18 protein-coding genes and 1 pseudogene are annotated in these 19,816 nt (G+C 54.3%); 8 read left to right on the top strand and 11 right to left on the bottom strand.

Annotated elements, in window-relative coordinates; genetic code table 11:
* Positions 1-6: 6 nt before the first annotated feature.
* Both ENTHG_RS22230 and ENTHG_RS22225 read right to left on the bottom strand, forming a co-directional pair.
* The gene (locus tag ENTHG_RS22230; protein ID WP_044185364.1) at positions 7-930 is read right to left on the bottom strand and encodes a dihydrodipicolinate synthase family protein; all 924 of its coding nucleotides are present in this window, start codon (positions 928-930) and stop codon (positions 7-9) included.
* A 15-nt stretch (positions 931-945) separates the two neighbouring features.
* The gene (locus tag ENTHG_RS22225; RefSeq protein ID WP_044185361.1) at positions 946-2,160 is read right to left on the bottom strand and encodes a PfkB family carbohydrate kinase; all 1,215 of its coding nucleotides are present in this window, start codon (positions 2,158-2,160) and stop codon (positions 946-948) included.
* 364 nt (positions 2,161-2,524) lie between these two features.
* Between ENTHG_RS22225 and ENTHG_RS22220 the strand changes: the two genes are divergently transcribed.
* The 7 genes and pseudogenes from ENTHG_RS22220 (at position 2,525) to ENTHG_RS22190 (ending at position 10,025) form a co-directional block, all read left to right on the top strand.
* A complete protein-coding gene (locus tag ENTHG_RS22220) occupies positions 2,525-5,125 on the top strand; it encodes a sigma 54-interacting transcriptional regulator (protein WP_044185358.1) in 2,601 nt (866 codons plus the stop codon).
* 235 nt (positions 5,126-5,360) lie between these two features.
* Positions 5,361-5,843 carry a PTS sugar transporter subunit IIA gene (locus tag ENTHG_RS22215; RefSeq protein WP_044185354.1) on the top strand — a complete coding sequence of 161 codons (483 nt, stop codon included), beginning with the start codon at positions 5,361-5,363 and terminating at the stop codon, positions 5,841-5,843.
* Complete coding sequence (locus ENTHG_RS22210; RefSeq protein WP_081653666.1) at positions 5,840-7,015, top strand: glycoside hydrolase family 88 protein; 1,176 nt, start codon at positions 5,840-5,842, stop codon at positions 7,013-7,015. The genes ENTHG_RS22215 and ENTHG_RS22210 overlap by 4 nt, the downstream gene beginning before the upstream one ends.
* A gap of 20 nt (positions 7,016-7,035) precedes the next feature.
* Entirely contained in the window at positions 7,036-7,533 is a 498-nt protein-coding gene (locus tag ENTHG_RS22205; RefSeq protein WP_044185351.1) for a PTS sugar transporter subunit IIB, read from the top strand.
* An 11-nt stretch (positions 7,534-7,544) separates the two neighbouring features.
* Positions 7,545-8,345: a PTS mannose/fructose/sorbose/N-acetylgalactosamine transporter subunit IIC gene (locus tag ENTHG_RS22200; protein WP_044185345.1), complete on the top strand. Its 801-nt coding sequence runs from the start codon at positions 7,545-7,547 to the stop codon at positions 8,343-8,345.
* Positions 8,326-9,179: pseudogene (locus ENTHG_RS22195) on the top strand (PTS system mannose/fructose/sorbose family transporter subunit IID). Before ENTHG_RS22200 ends, ENTHG_RS22195 begins: the two are co-directional and overlap by 20 nt.
* A 147-nt stretch (positions 9,180-9,326) precedes the next feature.
* Positions 9,327-10,025, top strand: coding sequence for an oligogalacturonate-specific porin KdgM family protein (locus tag ENTHG_RS22190; RefSeq protein WP_044185342.1), 699 nt, complete (start codon positions 9,327-9,329; stop codon positions 10,023-10,025).
* A 176-nt stretch (positions 10,026-10,201) separates the two neighbouring features.
* Here ENTHG_RS22190 and ENTHG_RS22185 read toward each other — a convergent pair whose 3' ends face one another.
* The 9 genes from ENTHG_RS22185 to fdhD all read right to left on the bottom strand — a co-directional run bounded on the left by ENTHG_RS22185 (position 10,202) and on the right by fdhD (position 16,601).
* Positions 10,202-10,747, bottom strand: a complete 546-nt coding sequence (locus tag ENTHG_RS22185; protein WP_044185339.1) for a P-loop nucleotide/nucleoside kinase family protein — start codon at positions 10,745-10,747, stop codon at positions 10,202-10,204.
* The gene (locus ENTHG_RS22180; protein ID WP_044185336.1) at positions 10,744-11,181 is read right to left on the bottom strand and encodes a PTS sugar transporter subunit IIA; all 438 of its coding nucleotides are present in this window, start codon (positions 11,179-11,181) and stop codon (positions 10,744-10,746) included. Before ENTHG_RS22180 ends, ENTHG_RS22185 begins: the two co-directional genes overlap by 4 nt.
* 9 nt (positions 11,182-11,190) lie before the next feature.
* Entirely contained in the window at positions 11,191-11,460 is a 270-nt protein-coding gene (locus ENTHG_RS22175) for a hypothetical protein (RefSeq protein WP_044185333.1), read from the bottom strand.
* Positions 11,461-11,523: 63 nt separating this feature from the next.
* A complete protein-coding gene (locus tag ENTHG_RS22170; RefSeq protein ID WP_044185330.1) occupies positions 11,524-12,366 on the bottom strand; it encodes a class II fructose-bisphosphate aldolase in 843 nt (280 codons plus the stop codon).
* Complete coding sequence (locus ENTHG_RS22165; protein ID WP_044185328.1) at positions 12,353-13,720, bottom strand: PTS sugar transporter subunit IIC; 1,368 nt, start codon at positions 13,718-13,720, stop codon at positions 12,353-12,355. Before ENTHG_RS22165 ends, ENTHG_RS22170 begins: the two co-directional genes overlap by 14 nt.
* Positions 13,713-14,027, bottom strand: coding sequence for a PTS sugar transporter subunit IIB (locus tag ENTHG_RS22160; protein WP_044185326.1), 315 nt, complete (start codon positions 14,025-14,027; stop codon positions 13,713-13,715). Before ENTHG_RS22160 ends, ENTHG_RS22165 begins: the two co-directional genes overlap by 8 nt.
* A gap of 11 nt (positions 14,028-14,038) precedes the next feature.
* The gene (locus ENTHG_RS22155) at positions 14,039-15,019 is read right to left on the bottom strand and encodes a 6-phosphofructokinase (RefSeq protein ID WP_044185323.1); all 981 of its coding nucleotides are present in this window, start codon (positions 15,017-15,019) and stop codon (positions 14,039-14,041) included.
* 408 nt (positions 15,020-15,427) lie between these two features.
* Positions 15,428-15,640: a YdgH/BhsA/McbA-like domain containing protein gene (locus ENTHG_RS22150; RefSeq protein ID WP_044185320.1), complete on the bottom strand. Its 213-nt coding sequence runs from the start codon at positions 15,638-15,640 to the stop codon at positions 15,428-15,430.
* A 124-nt stretch (positions 15,641-15,764) separates the two neighbouring features.
* Positions 15,765-16,601: a formate dehydrogenase accessory sulfurtransferase FdhD gene (gene fdhD / locus ENTHG_RS22145; RefSeq protein ID WP_044185317.1), complete on the bottom strand. Its 837-nt coding sequence runs from the start codon at positions 16,599-16,601 to the stop codon at positions 15,765-15,767.
* A 155-nt stretch (positions 16,602-16,756) separates the two neighbouring features.
* Here fdhD and fdnG point away from each other — a divergent pair, with 155 nt between their 5' ends.
* Positions 16,757-19,807, top strand: a complete 3,051-nt coding sequence (fdnG, locus tag ENTHG_RS22135; protein ID WP_106403365.1) for a formate dehydrogenase-N subunit alpha — start codon at positions 16,757-16,759, stop codon at positions 19,805-19,807.
* Positions 19,808-19,816: the final 9 nt, after the last annotated feature.

Raw genomic sequence — 19,816 nt, 5'->3', positions numbered from 1 at the left:
TCCGGATTAACGCGCAATGCGCTTGCGCCACAGGTCAGTGCCAGCCCGAATCTGATCGAGGATCACGGTCAGGCCCCAGAACTTCGTCAGCACATCGTCCCTGTTTACCCGGCAGGTAATACTGTCGAAGGTGCCAAGGCGCTGATGGTAGATTTTGGCGTTTTTCGGATAGCCCAGCGTTTCGGTCACTGCCCCCAGCGAGAGGAATACCGCCAGTTCGTCAGCCAGTTCGCGCTGCGCCTGGCCGTTTTTCCACAGCCAGCTATACAGTTCAGGATGGAAGTTAGTGAACACACCGCTGAACCCCTGCGAGCCTGCCAGCATAGCGGGCCAGGCGATGGCGGCGTTGGCATTGATAACTTTCAGCGGGGTGCCCTGCGCCAGCTTCACGCGCCGTTCGACGGTGGGCAGATCACAGCTTACGTCTTTCAGCACCACAAAGCGGCCGCTGTTGGCGCACCAGCTAAACTCTTCATCCGTCAGCAGACGGCGATACGGAGCCGGGCACTCATACAGACCCAGCGGCAGCGTTTCCGGTAATGTGTCGAGCAGCGTGTTCAGGGTGGCGAAAAAGGTATCGCTGCCTTCATTGCGGGGATCGAGATGGTTAGTTACCAGCACCAGCGCATCGATATCGGTCTGCGCCATCGCCAGCAGCTCTTCTTTTTGCGCGTCGATATCATCGCTGATGTGCCCGGAGGCGATCACCGGAATGCGGCCATCTACCTGTTTTACAACAAAGCGGGCAAGGTCAACACGCTCCTGCAACGTCAGCAGTTGCATTTCACTCGACTGACACACGGCGAAGAGCGCATCCACCCCCTTTTCCAGATACCAGTCGATCAGTTTCGCGAGCGCCGGATAATCAATCTGTTCATCGGTGGTAAACGGGGTGAGCATAACCGGAACAATACCTTGAATGGCTTTCATTTTTCTCTTCCTGAATCAGTTGTGGGTGCGGAGTCGTACGGTCGCCTGTTCAAAGTCAGGCATATTGGATGCCCCTTCCAGCTCAACAGCCAGAGAGGCGAATGCTGAGGCCCAGGTCGCGGCCTGAACCAGACTGTTTCCGGCGGCAAGCGAAGCAGCCAGCGCGCCGTTAAAGGCGTCGCCTGCGCCGGTGGTATCAACGGTGACCGCCGGGAAGGCACGAATATGGCTGAACTGGTTATTATCCAGCAGCAGCGCGCCGCGCGAGCCCATAGTAATAAGTACTTTCTTAGCGCCCATTCTGGCAATTACCATCGCCGCTTCTTTTGCCGTATCAACGTCACGGACATCGACGCCGGATAATAAAGAAGCTTCGGTTTCATTCGGGGTGATGACATCAACAAACGGTAAAGATGAAATTATTTCAGCAGAGCAAGGTGCCGGGTTAAGAATGACCGTTTTACCCAGCTCATGGGCCATCTTCATTAAGGCCGTAGTTGCATCAAGGTTATTTTCCAGCTGGACCAAAAGCACATCGGCTGCTGATAATTCAGAAGCAATAGCCTGTACTTCATTATGGGTAACTGTTTTATTGGCCCCGGAATAGATGGCTATCATATTCTCGCCATTTTCTTGCGAGACATAAATAATGGCATTGCCAGTGGGCTCACTGTCAGATTGATACAAGGTGTAAGAGTGGATATCAGATGAATTTAAATGATCGGCGGCAAGTTGGCTGAACTGATCTTTACCGACTTTCGCCGCAAAGTGCACCTGCGCGCCCGCCTTGCTTGCTGCGGTAGCCTGATTGGCCCCTTTGCCGCCCGGCCCCAGGCTACTGCCCAACGCCAGGAGGGATTCGCCGCCGCGGGGAAAACGCTCCACCCGCGCGACAATATCGACATTAAACGAGCCAAATACACAGACCTTGCCCTGCATAGTTTTTCCTTTTTGTTGAGGATCGTGCTGCGGCTTACGACGGTCTATTGGCTGGAGTAACACTTCGAATCCACGCCCGGTTTCAGAGATTAATTCCGCCTGTAAACTACGCCGCAAAATAATCGCCCCGCCGTGGCATCGCTGCACCAGCCCCATCTCCGCCAGAATATTTAAATCGCTACGGATCGTTTCTTTAGAAACGCCAAAATGCTGCGAAAAATAATTTACGTTGCCGCGTTCATTTTCATTTAAATATTGCCAAATACGATGTCTACGTTCTTCAAGAAACATAATAAACCCCGAAATCACAACTGGAGTATACGAACCGCATACTGTCTGAAGAGTGATATCAATCTCATGTTTCCAGGCAAAACGGAACCAAACAAAAATGGTAGTAAGCACACATCAACACTTATATTCGCTTTGTTACCCAAAGAAATTAATACATACCTAATGAAAGGAATTTCATCTCAATGTGCGCAGCGAGCGGGCTGGCCTGACGCACAATCCGCTGAGAAGTCCATCACAAACTGATTAAAACAAGGTTTCATTTTCCTCTCGGGCGGTAGAAAGTAACCAGTGTTTAATACATTGATTAGTGTCTAGTGTCGAAATGGAATCGACACTGGATGCCTGGCATTTGTGGGATATAACAATGGCACTCTCCGCCAAAGAAAAACTCTTCCAGAACATCCTGACCCATTATGCGGACCATACCGCAGGCTTTACCGCTCAGGACTGCGCTGACTTTATGCAGGTAAACCGCAGCGTCATCAGCCATTACCTTAACCGCCTGTGTGATGATGGAAAATTACAAAAAGATAATACCCGCCCGGTGCGCTTTTTCGTCAGGCAGGCGGAGGCTCTCTCGCAGCCCCGTTCGACGCTAGTGTCGAAAAACAGCGATGCTTTCTCGCAGCTGATTGGCGCAGAGGGTAGCCTGGCGGAAATCGTCTCCCTGTGTCGCTCTGCCGTAGATTACCCGACCCACGGTCTGCCTGTTCTGCTTTCCGGCGAGAGCGGCGTCGGCAAAAGCCACCTGGCTTCGCTTATCTGGCAGTACGCCGTTGAACGAGGAGTGATCTCCGGCGATAAGCCGTTTATCGAGCTGAACTGCGCCGATTATGCCAATAACCCGGAGCTGCTCTCCGCCACGCTGTTCGGCTATACCCGGGGGGCGTTTACCGGCGCTGACCGGGAAAAACGCGGCGCATTCGATGAGGCGGACGGCGGCTTTCTCTTTCTTGATGAGGTGCACCGCCTCTCCGCGGAAAACCAGGAGAAGCTGTTCCTGTTTATGGACAAAGGCTATTTTTACCGCCTTGGCGATAACCGGACCCGCCACCCCGCCGCGCTGCGCTTTATCTTCGCCACCACTGAAAATATCGACACGGTACTGCTCAATACCTTTCGTCGCCGTATTCCAGTTCGCGTCGCTCTGCCGAACTATATCTCCCGCCCGCTAACCGAGCGAATTGCCCAGGTCAGCCACTTTTTGCACGCCGAGGCCGCCAGCCTGCGCCGGGATATTCATCTTGATACGCAGCTGATGCATCAACTGGTGATGTCGCCGGTGCGCGGCAACATTGGCGAGTTAAAAAACCAGATCAAAGTGATGGCCGCCAGCGCCTGGAGTGACCAGCGGCAGAGCCCGTTTATCACCCTGCATACGCCCCGCCCCAGCGGCGAAGTGCTGGTGATCCCCGCCAGGGAGAAACTCGCCGGATTGGATACCGCCGCTTTGTTACCAAAAGCGATGCGTGATGATGTCATCCTGCGGGAGTTCTGCCACAGCGGCAATATTCTGCTGCTGAACCGGAAAATGGAACAGCTGCTGACCACCATTCACGGCATTCTCGATCAGGAGGCGCTCTATTCCGGCTACCTGTGGCAGAACACCATGCATGCCATAAATGAACTGGAGGGGCTGACCGGAATCGAGTGCGGCCAGGAGCTGCGCAAAGCCATCTGGCTGTGCCTTATCCAGGCGCTGCACGTTGAGCATAATGCCGATGAGGTTAACGAACTGCTGGCGGTGACGGAGTACGTCTCCTGCAAGGCGCGGCTGCTGGCGGAAACCTGCGTGAACCTGCTGGTTAAACATGTTGCCGACCGTCCACTGCCCATTCTGCTGCCGCTGCTCAGCTGCGCGCTCAACAAACCGGCAGGCGATGATGACGCCATCCAGGGGGTGATTGTCTCCCACGGGCGCTCTACCGCCTCCAGCATCGCCGGGGTCGCCAATCAGTTAACGGGAGGGTACTACTTCAAAGCATTCGATATGCCTTATTCCACCTCTACCCGTGAAATTATCGACCTGCTGATTGCCCATCTCGCGGCGCTGAAACCGGGCGCAGGGCTGATCATTCTTGTTGATATGGGTTCGCTTAAAGAGATTTATGAAGAGATAAAACTGCATCTGCACGGTGAATTACTGGTTATCAATAACGTCAGTACGGCCATGGCGCTGGATATCGCCGGTAAAATTCAGCATCAGTTGCCGATGGAAGAAATTATTGAAAGCGTGAAAGGCGCTTACGAGCCGGAGACGCGCTATTACGCAGGTATCCTGCCGGGTAATAAAATCATCATCTCCTGTATTTCCGGCGAAGGCATTTCGCGCAAGCTGAAAGATATCTTAAGCCGCTATCTGGCAAGAGAAGAGATCGACATCGTCACCATGGAATATGACGATCTGAAATGGAAAATCGCCCGCGACGATCCGGCGCTGAACGGCACCCGGCTGATTATCACCACCACCGACCTGGAGGCGGGCTACATTCCCCTGCTCAGCGTCGAACAGCTTATTAAAGAAAAAACCCAGGTGCTGCGCCGGGACTACTTCACCGACCTGCTGATGGAGGACAGCCTCGAACCGATGGTAGAAGAGGTGGTGAAACTGTTCACTGTGGAAGGGGTAGCCAGCAGGCTGAACTTCCTCAATCCGGTGATCATCATTGATGAGGTGGAGTCGGTCATTAAACAGTACGAAGCCTTCTATAAAATCCATTTCGAGAGCTATCTGCGCATCAACCTGTTTATGCATATCGCGCTGATGATTGAGCGGGTGATGGTCAATACCGGCATGCGCCACCGGGATGACGCCGCACTCACGCTGGAGCAGCAGGCGTTTGTCGCGGTCAATGACACCTTCTTCCAGGCGCTCAACCGCAAATATCACCTCGCCGTGCCGCTAACCGAAGTGCTGATGATTTATGAAATCATGGAGCCCTGGATAGCCACCGAAGCCGTTTAAACGCTGTGCTCGTGGCTCCCGGATGCGCAAGCTTATCCGGGCTACGACAACGCCACCGCCCGGGTAAGCTTGCGCCCCCGGGAACGCCCCCTTCGACGCTACGCTTTCAACAGTAAAAACAGCGTCCAGACCGCATAAAAAAACCATTAAAAACAATTCATTAAATAATTGGCACACTGCTTGCAATCGCTATTACCCATAACGTCAGCACCCCGCAAAAAGAAAGGAAACACTCATGCGAGAGATTTATATCGCAAGTCATGGTCGCTATGCCGAAGGCATTATTTCCGGCCTCAATCTACTTATTGGCGAAGACCACGGCGTCACGCCCATTTGCGCCTACTGCGGTGAGATCGGCTCCACCGCTGACCTTGCGAAGCACGTTGACGCTCTCGCCAGCGAAGCCGCGCGCCGCGGCAACGAGCTGGTGCTGTTTACCGATATGCAGGGCGGCAGCGTCAATAATACGGCCGTACAGCTGATGGTGAAGTACCCGCATATGCATGTCGTCAGCGGCGCAAATCTGATCATGCTGATGGAGTTCTGCATGTCTGAACACGCGCGTACCGAAGACCGCCTGCAGGACGCGATGACCGCGGCAACCGACGCCATGCAGTATATGAACACGCTGCCTGAAATCATGGCGGCGCGGCAGGCGACGCTGGCGGCGCATCGTGATGATGCGGACGATTTTTTCGCCACGGAGGGCAGCCTGTGATCCCAATTCTTGAAACGCTGGATAGCCGCTACCTCACAGCGCAGCCTGTGCTGGATAAAGCCTGGCTTGACGCAGCGATAAACGAAACGCTCGCCAGCATCGACGCCATGCTGCCGCGCTTTACGGACACCTTCCCCGCCGCCAGCGCCCATGAGGGCCGCTACCCGGCCGTTGAGAAGGTCGACTGGACAGAGGGTTTCTGGACCGGAATGCTGTGGCTGGCCTGGGAAGTGACCGGCGATGACAAATACCGCAAAGTGGCGGAAGGGCTGCTCGACAGTTTTGAAGAACGGCTCGATAAGCAGATCAAAGTCGATACCCATGACCTTGGTTTTTTATACCTCCTCTCCTGCGTTAACGCCTGGCGGCTGACGGGCAACACCCGCGCCCGTACCCTGGCGTTGCGGGCGGCGGAACTACTGTATCGGCGCTTCAACGCCACCGCGGGAGTCATTCAGGCCTGGGGCGACCTGAACGACCCGGCGCGCCAGGGGCGGATGATTATCGACTGCAACCTGAATGTGCCGCTGCTGTTCTGGGCGGCGAACGAAACGGGTAACGATGACTACCGGCAGGCCGCCACGCGCCATCTGCAGCAGGCGGCGCGTTATCTGGTGCGTGACGACGCCTCCACATTCCATACCTTTTATCTTGATATCCACAGCGGGCAACCGCTACGCGGCGACACGCACCAGGGGTTCAGCGACAGTTCATGCTGGGCGCGTGGCCAGGCGTGGGGGATTTACGGCTTCGCGCTGGGCTATGCGCACACTGGCGACACCGCGCTGCCGGAACTCTCCCGCAAGCTGGCGCACTATTTTCTCAACCGCCTGCCGGAGGATTACGTCTGCTACTGGGATCTGATCTTCACCGCGCAGGATAAAGCGTATCGAGACACCTCCGCCGCCGCGATTAGCGTTTGCGGTCTGGCAGAGCTGCTGAAACAGCTGCCGCTGACCGACCCGCTGCGTCCGGCATACCTCAATGCCATCAGCCTGATAATGCATCATCTACACGCTGATTACTTTGCGCATAACGAAGACGGCCTGCTGCGTGAAGGCGTTTATAACTTTGGCCGCGATATGGGCATCAACGTACCAAACCTCTGGGGCGACTTTTTCTGGTTTGAAGCCCTGGTACGTCTTTCCCGCGTCTGGACACCCTACTGGTAAAACTAAAACAGGAGTACGTAATGATTTCGCTAATAAGAATTGATGACCGTTTAATCCACGGACAGGTCGCGGTTGTCTGGACCAAGCATCTCGGCGTTAACCGCATTCTGGTCGCCAACGACCAGATCGTGAATAACGAGGTGCAAAAAATGTCGCTGCGCATGGCCGCGCCGGACACCGCTAAATGCGCCATCATGGCGGTGAACGATGCGGGCGACGTGCTCAACGATCCGCGCTCGGAGGCGATGAAGATTATGGTTATCGTCAACAACGCCGCCGACGCCCGTAGGCTGGTGGAGCAGGTGCCTGCTATCAAGACGCTGAATGTCGCTAACTTTGGCCGTATTACCGATAACCTGGCCGCCAAAACCCGTATCAGCGACACCGTATACGTTACGCCGGAAGACGTGGCCGATTTTCACGCTATCGCTGAACGCGGCGTCAACGTGGAATACCAGGTCCTGCCATCCCATCCGGTCAAAAATTTGATTGAGATGCTGGATAACGCCGCCAGCTGAGTGAGGTCGCTATGTTAACGTCTGCACTACTTGTCGCGCTGGTGATGTATATCGCCAAGTTCGCCGACCACACCCTGGGCCAACCGCTGATTGAGCGTCCACTTATTTGCGGCGCGATGGTGGGCTTTGTGCTGGGTGATTTCCAGCAGGGAATAATCATCGGCGCCACGCTGGAGCTTATCTTCCTTGGCACCATCACCATTGGCGGCTCGGTACCTGCCGACCTGGCGGTAGGCTCGGTACTGGCGACGGCATTCACCATTCTGACCAAAGCGGAACCTGCCGTCGCGGTGGCGCTGGCGCTGCCCATCAGCCTGCTGGCGGTCTTTGTCTATCAGGTGCTGAAGCTGGTCTATACCGGGCTGGTGGAGAAGTACGATGCCCTGTTGGAAGAGGGGCGCGATCGCGCCGCGCTCGGTATTACGCTGGGTATGACAATGTTTTACGGCGTGCCGTTCGCGGTGCTGGCCTTCTTCGGCATTCTGTTCGGCACGGAGGTTATCCGCAGCCTGGTCGAGAGCATCCCGGATACGGTAATGCGCGGGATGACGGCAGTCGGCGGTATTCTGCCTGCGCTGGGCTTCGCCATTCTTTTAAAAGCGTTGTGGAACCGCAATATCGCCGCCTTCTTCTTTATTGGCTTTGCGATGGCAGCTTATCTCCAGCTACCGATTATGGGTATCGCCATTATTGCCGCTTCGGTAGCGGTCTGGTTATGCCTCAACGAATTCAATCAGCTTAAAGCAAATAAACAAGCGACAACCACGGCGACGACCTCGGTTGACGATAAGGATGGGTTCTTCAATGACTGATATCCATAACAGCGCGGACAGCGCCTACGACGATAGCAAGAGCGAGAAGAAAATGTTCCGCCAGCTATTCTTCCGCCAGTTTCAGCTGCTGGGTTCCATGAACTTCACCCGTATGGAAGGGCTGAGCTACGGCTGGATTCTGGCGCCGCTGCTGAAAAAATATATCGGGGGAACCCGCACGGCTATATTGATTCCCTCAAGCGGAACAGCCAGTTCTTTAATACCAACCAGCATCTCGCCCCCTTTATTATGGGCCTGACGCTGTCGATGGAAAAAGAGAACGCGGCTAACCCTGGTTTCGATACCTCCAGCATTAACGGGATAAAGGTCGCGCTGATGGGGCCCTTCGCGGGCGTCGGCGACTCCTTCTTTTATGGCGTACTGCGTATTATCGCCACCGGGATTGCGATTGGCCTGGCGTCACAGGGGAATCCGCTGGGGCCGCTGCTGTTCCTGCTGATTTATAATATTCCCAGCTACCTGATTCGCTATTACGGTGGGGTAATGGGCTACCGGTTAGGGTCGAAATATATCGCCGAAGCCACCCAGTCCGGGCTGCTTGGCTGCGTGACCAAAGCATCGGCGATAATGGGGCTGATGATGGTAGGGGCGATGAGCGCCAGCATGGTGAAATTTACCACCACCTTCAAAACGACCATTGCCGGGCAGCCTTTCGTCTTACAGGAAATTCTCGACAAAATTTGCGTCGGACTCATTCCGCTGCTGCTGGTACTGGTTTGCCTGCGCATGCTGAATAAAAAGGTGAGCCCGAATAAAATCCTTATATTTTTAATTATATTTGGTTTCGCTGCGGCGGGAATTGGGATTATTTAACGCACCGGCCCCTCACCCTAACAAGAGGGGCGTTATTTTTAACAGCAAATCGCCTTAATTTAATAACACAGCCTCAACGTTTCAAAATAATAAGCTGGCGTATAACGCGCCGGTCAATACGTGCATAAAAATGAAATGGAAACAACCATGAAAAAGATAAATTATTTTGCAATTGCCTTACCGCTGACCTTATTTACCATGAACTCCCTGGCTGCCGCGACATGGGTAGATAACCGCTATGCGCACACCACTGCCTCGGAAAAAAACCAGTATAAAATTGGCGCTGGCCATATTTTTGATAACGGAGCCGGAATTTTAGTTTCGGCGATGTACGATTTAGGCCAGCATTTTGACCAAATGCGCAGCACCTTTCAGGAATATGAGGGCTGGTATCCGGTGCCTCTGAACGATAAATGGACTCTGACCCCCGGCGGCTTAACCGATATAGACAGCAACGGAACTAAACTCGCCCCCTATCTGGGCCTTGATTATAAAGTCAGTAAAGCGTTCAGTATCGGCAGCCGCTACCGTTACAACCATATGACCCACAAAGATCGCGATTACAACGGTGAGATGGACTATAACGACAGCCACCAGTTCGACCTGTACTTTAATTATCAGGCGACGGAAAAGCTATGGCTGCAGCTGAACCCGGAGTTCTTCGTCAATACCAACGATTTCAACGCCGCAAACGGGCAGAAAACTCACTGGGAGCCCAGCATTGTGGCGCGTTATCGTCTGGATAAACACTGGCTGCCCTATGCTGAAGTGGCATGGCTGGATCAGGATCAGAACCACGACGACCAGGTGCGATTCCGTATCGGCATCCGTTATTACATCAATTAAAATCTGCCGGGGCGCTTCTCGACACGGTTAATCATGCAGACGGTAGCCCGGATAAGGCGTAGCCGCATCCGGGGAAAATCCCGGGTGCGCTGACGCTTACCCGGGCTACGCCGTTCTATGAATTCCTGTTGGCTTTGTCAGCGGTCTGAAGCGCCCACGGGCGCTTTTCGACACGGTTAATCCTGCAGGTGATCCTCAAGCCAGGCAAACAGTGGGTTGAGGTTTTCACCGCTGCCCTGAGTAAGGCGAAAAACCGGCCCAAGCGCCATCGGCTCAGCATTTGCCGCCAGCAGAGCCAGTTCCGGCAGATACTCCTCGCCCGGATGGCCGACCCGGCGTTCGCCAAGACGCTGTGCGTAGCGGGCGACCGCGACATCCGACGACACCGCATTCCACACCTCCAGCACGCGCGCGACGCCAGCCTGTCGCAGATAATCGACCAGTGTCTCCCGCGGCTGAAAGCCAAACCAGGCGTCAATAAGAAACGGGCACCCTGGCGGCGCATCGCGCACCACGGACCAGATAACCTCATAGGCCGCGCAGCCCAGCTTGCGATTAAACGCGCGGTCTATCTCACTGAACTGCGCCATAAACGGCTCCTTAATGCCGTCTATCGTCAGATACGGCAGTGAAAACCGTTCCGACAGCTGGCGCGTCACCGTACTTTTGCCGGATGCCGGCACGCCATTTACCAGCACCACCGTTTTCGATTGCGTAGTCATAAAGCCGCCATCACCTCCTCCCGGGTCCGGGCCGCCCGCAGCGCCGCCATCGTTTCATCGTTATCCAGCAGGTTAACAATGGCGCGGATGCCTTCTTCTATATGCGCATTACTGTCGCGGGCGCCAAACATGATGACAATGTCCGCCGCTTCACTCTCTGCAAAGCGTATCGGTTTTTCCAGCAGCACCAGGCTGAAACAGTCCCGCTTTACGCCACACTCCGGCCGGGCGTGGGGCATGGCGATGCCTTCATCAAACACATACCATGCGCCATACTCCTGCGTATTGTCGATAACCGCTTCGCCGTAACGCGCCTCCAGGTATCCCCCGTCAACCAGCGGCCTGGCGGCCAGTCGAATGACCTGCCGCCAGTCCGTTTCCGTTACCCCGACCTGAATGGCATCGGCTTCGATGAGAAGATCTTTAATCGTCATCTGTGCTCCCTAAATATTACGTCGAATAATATTGCGTAGCTCATCAATACGCACAAATAAAACGTCCACTTCGTGACGATGCGTTTCGCTTTTCGCAAAGACATTTAATGCCCGGTTATACAGCAGCATTAATTGTTTTTGGATATCGCTATTTCGTGGCTCTCCGGCGAGATCGGCCTCCAGCTTTTTAATATCGGCTGCCAGTAATTCCGCCTGCTCATTATATTCCTGCGCGGATGCACTCTCTTTTTTCCACAACGATCTTAATGACTGAAACATATATCACTCCCGCCCCGAGACGCGCCTGGCATCAGGGTTATGGAATAAAATCAGATTAGCGTTTTATTTAAAGAGGTTCATTTTCTCTACTAACACCTGGGTCACGGCATCGTTGGCCGGGATGAGAAATTTGCGGACGCTGTCATTCACCTTGCCTTTTTCAAAGGTGGTCTTACAGCGGTCAACCCACTGCACATTCATCTCCGTACCCACATTGACCTTGTTGATGCCTTCGGTAACCGCCCGGCGTATATCGTCATCGCTTACTCCAGTGCCGCCGTGCAGCACCAGCGGCGTGCCGGTAGCCTGGCTTATCTCCAGCAGGCGCTGATGCTGGATCTGCGCCTTGCCGGTATACAGCCCGTGCACCGTACCCACCGACACCGCCAGCATATCCACCTGCGTTTCGTCGACAAAGCGTTTCGCATCTTCAACGGTGGTGAAACAGATATCCTCCGCCGCCACGGATTTACCGTCTTCCGAACCGCCAATCGCCCCCAGTTCGCCTTCAACGGTAATATTACGGGGCCGCGCCATTTCCACCACAATACGGGTATTGGCAATATTCTCATCGATACCCAAATGCGAACCGTCATACATGATCGAGCTGAATCCGGCGTCAATTGCCGTCTGGATAGCGTTAATATCCGAGCAGTGATCGAGATGCAGACAGGTCGGCACATCTTCGCTCACCGATAAAGAGCGTACCGAATCAACCAGCAGAGAATACCCTAAATATTGCGCCGTCCCGGTAGAGATCTGAATCATTAACGGGCTGTTGGTTTGTTTTGCCGCTTTAAAAAAGGCGGGCAGCATCTCCAGGCAGTGTAAATTAAACGATCCGACTGCTTTAAAATTCCGCTGGCGTGCAATCTCCAGCAATGCAGTAAAGTTATACAGATTCATGGATATTTTCCCCTTTAGGCTTAGCTGATTTACCGTTAACGAACCAGGCGATGAAGGCCACAAAGACAATGAACAGGCCGACAAACAGCCAGTTATTCTGGAAGGCATGACCCAGTACCAGCCCGGAACTGATGACGTCAGAGTCGCTAAACGTGACGCCGGTAAAGCCGTAGCTTTCCAGCATTGGCACCAGAATGGCGGGCAGGAAGGTGATAAACAGGCCGTGTACCACGCCGCCGATGATCGCGCCGCGCCGTCCGCCCAGCGCGTTACCGAACACGCCCGCCGTACCGCCGGCGAAAAAGTTTGTCAGCAGACCGGGCAGAATCATCGCCAGACCAAACATCGGGAATACCAGCATGCCGATAATGGAGCCGACGGTGGTGGCGAGGAAGCCGACGATGACCGCATTCGGCGCATAAGGGAACAGCACCGGGCAATCCAGCGCGGGTTTCGCATCCGGCACAACGCGCATGGCAATACCCCGGAATGCGGGCACCAGTTCGTTGAGCAGCAGGCGCACGCCGCTATAGAGCACAAAGACCCCGGCCACAAACTGAATGGATTGCATAAAGGCGTACATCAGGTAGTTAATGCCGCCGGAGAACTGGGCGATATAGGCCGGGCCAGCCGCCAGCGCCGGGATCAGGTACATCGGCACCATCACCACAGCCATTGCCAGATAGGTGTCCTGCAAGAATTTGAAGTTATCCGGCAGTTGCAGATCTTCGGTGGAGCGGGAGCCTTTGCCCACCACTTTCGCCACTGCCGCCTGCACCAGATAGCCGATGGTACAAAAGTGCCCCAGCGCCACATCGTCAGAATCGGTAATGCGCCTGACCACCGGCTGCGCCAGCGCTGGCATCAATACCGCCATCACGCCGCCAAAAATACCGCCGGTCAGAATCAGCGGCAGCCCGGTCAGGCCCGACTTGTAGCCGATTACCGCGCCGATAGTCGCCATCCACAGCAGCGCCTGGCCCGTCAGGAAGATATATTTCAGCGGCGTCAGACGGGCAATAATGATATTGACGGCAAAAATCACCATCAGCGTCAGCGCCACTTCCGAACCCAGCTCACGGTTGGCCAGCCCGGCAATGGCGGCTACGTCCGTGATATACCCTTTCATACCGAAGCCGTGGGTAAAAATGTCATTGAGGAAGGTTAATGTGGCGACAATAATATTTATCCCGGCCATCATAATTAAAAAGCCAAGCAGCGTTTTAAATGTCCCTTCGGCAATTTTACCCGGCGATTTTTTCTGCAAGATCAGCCCAAGCATGGCAATAAAAGCGATTAATATCGACGCCTGCCCGAGAAGATCTTTGACGATAAACTCCACAAAGCTATTCATGGTCAGCTACCTTCATATTATGCAGTTTAAGAAACGCGATAATTTTCTGTTCGATTTCTTCTTTATCGGTCAGTTTGTTTAACACGACGATACGCTTGATCTCCTCCTCGCTGGCATCCGCCGCCAGAATATCGGCAAAGGTTTTTTGCGTCAGGATCATATCGGATTTAAACGCGCCCGCTTCTGATACGGTGGTATGTTCTACCTGCGCCGGAATTTCTAATTTTTTAAGCACCGCTTTGGCGCTCATTTCAATCGCAAAGCTCGACCCGAGGCCGCAGCCACATACACAGAGAACTTTAAGCATGTAAAATCTCCTCAAATAATATTGAGTTGTTTGGCCAGTTTATAATGATGTCCTTCAGTGTCTACCAGACGTTTTTTCATACTAATAAGATCAATAGGGATGGGTTTATTGCTGGAGTTAATAATAATGGCTTTATTCTTCATGCCAGATTGAATACAACGAACCACTTCGCTGGCCATAATCGTGCCCTGGTATATTTCTTCACAGGTAGGATCGCCGTTGCGTAAGCCATAGCCGACGATGGTTTTACGGATACGCACGCCAATCTGCGGTTCAATCTGCTTGATCATGGTATCGATAGCGCCCTGAAAGCCGGGGGAGTATTCGCGGGTGTACCCCTCAGAGCAGAGGATCACCACGCTGTTCTGGCTGGCGAGGCGTGATTTGATGCGCGCGGAGAGGTCATCAATCGCAATCTGACATTCCGGGATGAGGGCAATATCCGCATTGCTTTTAATGGCTGATTGCAGCGTCAGTTCACCACAATAGCCACCCAGTACCTCCACCATAAATACGCGGCCTGGCAGCGCCCGTCCCGTATTTCTGAGGCGAGAGACCTCTTTAATAATTTGCTCGCAAGCGGTAGAAAAACCGATGGAGTAGTGGCTCCCGTAAACATCATTGTCAATGGTCATGGCAACGCCAAAACAGTTCACGTCAAATTCGCTAAGCGTATTTAAAAATTGTAGCGAGCCATCGCCACCCGCCATGATCAGCACATCGATATGCAGCGACTTTAATTTTTTAGCAATAGTTTCATATTCGCTGCGCACTAATTTACGGGTCGTGCGTCCTGAGGTGATAATGGGAATGGCTGCGATCGAAAAATCAACCAGATCGCGCCATTCAATTTCCTGGTGCCTTTTTTCAAGCAGGCCGGGTATCCCCCCGTTAAACAGGGTTATACGGGCTTTTGCCAGCCGGGCGATCTGGAAAATAAAATTATTTATTCCTGAAACGTCACCACCGCTAATAACCACACCGATATTCATCACGACGTCCTCAATGGCTGCCTTTGCGAATATTTTTCCCTGAGTTCAAGGGTTATATTTGCAATGAATGTCACACTTTCTGGATAATTTCAGCAGAGGCAATGATTGACAACGCGATCATTAGGCTTGTTTTTGCGAGTGCCATCACATAATCACAATGCGATAACTATCACATATTTTTTATTAATTCCTTTTCTATCATTTAGTTATAAATCGAGAGCACCAGAGCATCGTCTGTATAATAAAAACGCAGGCGGCAATTTTTGCGATTTGATAATTTTGTGAGTTTCGCCGCATTTTTTAGCGACAAAGAGGCATACAGCGTGGAGATAAACAGGGAGGGAAAAGACTGCGGGCGTAAACCTGTCCCCGCTCCGAAGAGTCAGGGACAGCGGTAGAGCGGAAGACTTATTTAGACAGCTCAGCGGTCATATGAACCTGATTACCGGTGAACGCTTCGGTGATCTGGTAAGAAGAGGCGCCAGCCTGCTGTGCCTGAGCGGCGATTTTCGCTTCTGCGCCAGACAGGGTGGAGTCCGTTGCGGTCACGGTCTGTGCAGCAAATGTGCCGAAAGAGGAAGCCAGAGCGACAACTGCGACAAAAGTTTTGATGCTTTTCATGATATAAACCCTTCTGTATGTTTGATTAGCTGAGGCGTTGTGCCTCGATGAAGTCAATAATAGACCTCAACCCTATCAACAAAAAGCGGAAGGTTTTGCTTTTATTGTTCAATAAAACTGAACGTTAGCGATTAAGCAAGCGTTGAGGGTGGGTATAGACCGTAGCCCGCCCCGGCTTACAAAAGCCCACCAGCGTCAGATTGCAGCGTTCGGCGACTTCAACGGCCAGCGTGGTGGCCGCCGATACGGCAAACAGAATCTCAACGCCGCACATCGCCGACTTCTGCACCATCTCATAACTGGCGCGGCTGGAGACCAGCGCAGCTCCCTGTTGCCAGCGCTCCCCTTCACGGGCGCGATGGCCGAGCAGTTTATCCAGCGCCACATGCCGCCCCACATCCTCATGGCCGCCCGCCAGTTCACCGGAAGGCAGCATCCACGCGGCGGCATGGGTACAGCCGGTCAGCATTCCGACCGGCTGGAAATCAGACAGGTGGGCGAGCGCCCGGTCCAGATGGGCCAGGTCAAACGTGCGGGTAAAGGGCAATGGCGCGATGGGTTTGCCAATATCGTTAAGCTGTTCCACCCCGCAGACGCCGCAACCGGTACGCCCGGCAAGGGCACGGCGGCGCGCTTTTAACTCCATAAAACGGCGACTGGAAAGCTCAATCTGTACCTCCAGCCCGTTACAGGCAGGAACAACATCAATACCGTAAATGTCACCGGGCTCTTCAATAATCCCTTCGGAAAGGGAAAAGCCGATAGCGAACCACTCAAGGTCTTTGGGCGAAGCCATCATCACAACATGAGAAATGCCGTTATAGACCAGCGCGACTGGCACTTCCTCGGCCAGCATATCGGGAAGCGTCTGCTGCAGGTTGTCGCGGCGCCAGAGCGACACCTGGCGTGCCCCCGTGATCTCGCTTGCATTTTCTGGATGTTTAGTCGAATTTTCGTTCACGTTGTTTTAACCGAATAAGAACAGGCGGAGCACAATATGGTATTCTGGCGTCATTCCCCTGTGGGACGAGGGGATTAACCGCAATTCTGAACCTTTGCGGCGTCGACCGCAAAGTAAATAAAAGCACGTGACAATGTCGAAACAAGGAGCGACCCATGCAGGTCAGCAGAAGGCAGTTCTTTAAGATCTGCGCTGGCGGTATGGCAGGAACAACAGCAGCGGCACTCGGCTTCGCCCCGAGTCTGGCGCTGGCGGAAACGCGGCAGTATAAATTACTGCGCACCCGCGAAACGAGAAACACCTGCACATACTGTTCCGTTGGTTGTGGGCTGTTGATGTACAGCCTCGGCGACGGAGCAAAGAACGCCAAAGCATCAATTTTCCATATTGAAGGCGACCCGGATCATCCGGTTAACCGTGGCGCGCTCTGCCCGAAAGGCGCAGGCCTGGTGGACTTTATCCATTCAGAAAGCCGCCTGAAATACCCGGAATACCGCGCACCAGGTTCAGACAAATGGCAGCGCATCAGTTGGGAAGAGGCGTTTGAACGCATTGCCAAACTGATGAAAGAAGATCGTGACGCCAACTATATTGCGCAGAACGACGAAGGCACCACCGTTAACCGCTGGCTCTCCACCGGGATGTTATGTGCTTCTGCTTCCAGTAACGAAACCGGCTATTTAACCCAGAAATTTTCCCGCGCGCTTGGCATGCTCGCGGTCGACAACCAGGCGCGTGTCTGACACGGACCAACGGTAGCAAGTCTTGCTCCAACATTTGGTCGCGGTGCGATGACCAACCACTGGGTCGACATCAAAAACGCCAACCTCGTCGTGGTGATGGGCGGTAACGCCGCTGAAGCGCACCCGGTCGGGTTCCGCTGGGCGATGGAAGCCAAAATCCACAATGGCGCGAAGCTGATTGTGATCGATCCGCGCTTTACGCGTACGGCGTCGGTGGCGGATTTCTATGCCCCAATTCGTTCCGGTACTGACATTGCTTTCCTGTCAGGCGTAATGCTGTACCTGCTGAATAACGAAAAATATAACCGCGAATATACCGAGGCCTACACCAACGCCAGCCTGATCGTGCGTGAAGATTTCAGCTTTGAAGACGGTCTCTTCTCCGGCTATGACGCGGATAAACGCAAATATGACCGTTCAAGCTGGAACTATGAGCTGGATGAACAGGGCTTCGCCAAACGCGATACCACCCTTACCCACCCGCGCTGCGTCTGGAACCTGCTGAAACAGCACGTCTCCCGCTACACGCCGGAAGTGGTAGAAAACATCTGCGGTACGCCAAAAGCGGACTTCCTGAAAGTTTGCGAATACATTGCGGAAACCAGCGCTCACGATAAAACCGCCTCGTTCCTGTATGCACTGGGCTGGACACAGCACTCCGTCGGCGCACAGAACATCCGTACCATGGCGATGATTCAGCTGCTGCTCGGCAATATGGGGATGGCAGGCGGCGGCGTGAACGCCCTGCGCGGCCACTCCAATATTCAGGGGCTGACCGACCTTGGCCTGCTCTCCCAGAGCCTGCCGGGTTATATGACCCTGCCCAGCGAAAAACAGCCGGACCTGCAGACTTACCTGACCGCCAACACGCCGAAACCGCTGTTGCAGGGGCAGGTAAACTACTGGAGCAACTACCCCAAATTCTTCGTGTCGATGATGAAAGCCTTCTACGGCGATAAAGCGACCAAAGAGAACAACTGGGGCTTTGACTGGTTGCCGAAGTGGGACAAAGGCTACGATGTCCTGCAGTACTTCGACATGATGTACAAAGGCCAGGTGAACGGCTATATCTGCCAGGGCTTCAACCCGGTGGCGTCCTTCCCGAACAAAAACAAAGTCGTGGCGGCGCTCTCGAAGCTGAAATTCCTGGTCACCATCGACCCGCTTAACACCGAGACGGCGACCTTCTGGCAGAACCACGGCGAGTCGAACGATGTCGATCCGTCGAAGATTCAGACCGAAGTGTTCCGTCTGCCGTCTACCTGCTTTGCAGAAGAGAATGGCTCGATCGTTAACTCCGGTCGCTGGCTGCAGTGGCACTGGAAAGGCGCGGACGCCCCCGGCGAAGCGCTGAACGACGGCGAGATCCTCGCGGGCATCTTCTTACGCATGCGTAAAATGTACGCAGCGGAAGGGGGCGCGAACCCGGAACAGGTGCTGAACATGAGCTGGAACTATCTGACGCCGGAGAACCCGTCGCCGGAAGAGGTGGCCATGGAGAGCAACGGCAAGGCGCTGGAAGATATTATCGACCCGGTTACCGGTGCTGTGCTGGCGAAGAAAGGCAACCAGCTGGGCACGTTCGCGCATCTTCGCGATGACGGCACCACCTCCAGCGGCTGCTGGATCTTCGCGGGAAGCTGGACGCCGGACGGCAACCAGATGGCGCGTCGTGATAACGCCGACCCGTCAGGCCTGGGCAATACGCTGGGCTGGGCATGGGCATGGCCGCTGAACCGCCGCATTCTCTATAACCGCGCCTCCGCCGACCCGCAGGGCAAGCCGTGGGATCCGAAACGTCAGCTTCTCTCATATGCCAATGGCAAATGGGTGGGCGCGGATATTCCGGACTACAGCACCGCCGCGCCGGGCACTGACGTCGGGCCGTTTATCATGCAGCCAGAGGGCGTTGGACGCCTGTTCGCCACCGACAAAATGGCGGAAGGGCCGTTCCCTGAGCACTATGAGCCGTTTGAGACGCCGCTGGGGACGAACCCGCTGCATCCGAAGGTTATCTCCAACCCTGCCGCCCGCGTCTTTAAAGACGATATGGATGCGATGGGGAAAGCGGATAAGTTCCCGTATGTCGGCACCACTTACCGTCTGACCGAGCACTTCCACTACTGGACCAAGCACGCGTTGCTCAACGCCATCGCGCAGCCGGAACAGTTTGTGGAGATCGGCGAGAAGCTGGCAGGCAAGCTAGGCATCGCGCAGGGCGATACGGTGAAAGTCTCCTCCAACCGCGGCTATATCAAAGCCAAAGCGGTGGTGACGAAACGTATTCGCACTCTGAAGGTGGACGGCAAGGATGTGGATACCATCGGTATTCCTATCCACTGGGGTTATGAAGGCGTGGCGAAGAAAGGCTTTATCGCCAACACCCTCACCCCGTTTGTGGGTGACGCAAACACCCAGACGCCAGAGTTCAAGGCGTTCCTGGTGAATGTGGAAAAGGTATAGCGGAGACGA

It is taken from the genome of Phytobacter massiliensis JC163, assembly GCF_000321045.1.
GTDB lineage: Bacteria > Pseudomonadota > Gammaproteobacteria > Enterobacterales > Enterobacteriaceae > Phytobacter_A > Phytobacter_A massiliensis.
This window is presented reverse-complemented; position numbering and strand designations above follow the sequence as displayed.

Excerpts from the sequence above, each read along its gene's own strand:
- ENTHG_RS22230 (WP_044185364.1), bottom strand. The coding sequence starts at position 930 with ATGAAAGCCATTCAAGGTATTGTTCCGGTTATGCTCACCCCGTTTACC.
- ENTHG_RS22225 (WP_044185361.1), bottom strand. The coding sequence starts at position 2,160 with ATGTTTCTTGAAGAACGTAGACATCGTATTTGGCAATATTTAAATGAA.
- ENTHG_RS22220 (WP_044185358.1), top strand. The coding sequence starts at position 2,525 with ATGGCACTCTCCGCCAAAGAAAAACTCTTCCAGAACATCCTGACCCAT.
- ENTHG_RS22215 (WP_044185354.1), top strand. The coding sequence starts at position 5,361 with ATGCGAGAGATTTATATCGCAAGTCATGGTCGCTATGCCGAAGGCATT.
- ENTHG_RS22205 (WP_044185351.1), top strand. The coding sequence starts at position 7,036 with ATGATTTCGCTAATAAGAATTGATGACCGTTTAATCCACGGACAGGTC.
- ENTHG_RS22200 (WP_044185345.1), top strand. The coding sequence starts at position 7,545 with ATGTTAACGTCTGCACTACTTGTCGCGCTGGTGATGTATATCGCCAAG.
- ENTHG_RS22190 (WP_044185342.1), top strand. The coding sequence starts at position 9,327 with ATGAAAAAGATAAATTATTTTGCAATTGCCTTACCGCTGACCTTATTT.
- ENTHG_RS22185 (WP_044185339.1), bottom strand. The coding sequence starts at position 10,747 with ATGACTACGCAATCGAAAACGGTGGTGCTGGTAAATGGCGTGCCGGCA.
- ENTHG_RS22180 (WP_044185336.1), bottom strand. The coding sequence starts at position 11,181 with ATGACGATTAAAGATCTTCTCATCGAAGCCGATGCCATTCAGGTCGGG.
- ENTHG_RS22175 (WP_044185333.1), bottom strand. The coding sequence starts at position 11,460 with ATGTTTCAGTCATTAAGATCGTTGTGGAAAAAAGAGAGTGCATCCGCG.
- ENTHG_RS22170 (WP_044185330.1), bottom strand. The coding sequence starts at position 12,366 with ATGAATCTGTATAACTTTACTGCATTGCTGGAGATTGCACGCCAGCGG.
- ENTHG_RS22165 (WP_044185328.1), bottom strand. The coding sequence starts at position 13,720 with ATGAATAGCTTTGTGGAGTTTATCGTCAAAGATCTTCTCGGGCAGGCG.
- ENTHG_RS22160 (WP_044185326.1), bottom strand. The coding sequence starts at position 14,027 with ATGCTTAAAGTTCTCTGTGTATGTGGCTGCGGCCTCGGGTCGAGCTTT.
- ENTHG_RS22155 (WP_044185323.1), bottom strand. The coding sequence starts at position 15,019 with ATGAATATCGGTGTGGTTATTAGCGGTGGTGACGTTTCAGGAATAAAT.
- ENTHG_RS22150 (WP_044185320.1), bottom strand. The coding sequence starts at position 15,640 with ATGAAAAGCATCAAAACTTTTGTCGCAGTTGTCGCTCTGGCTTCCTCT.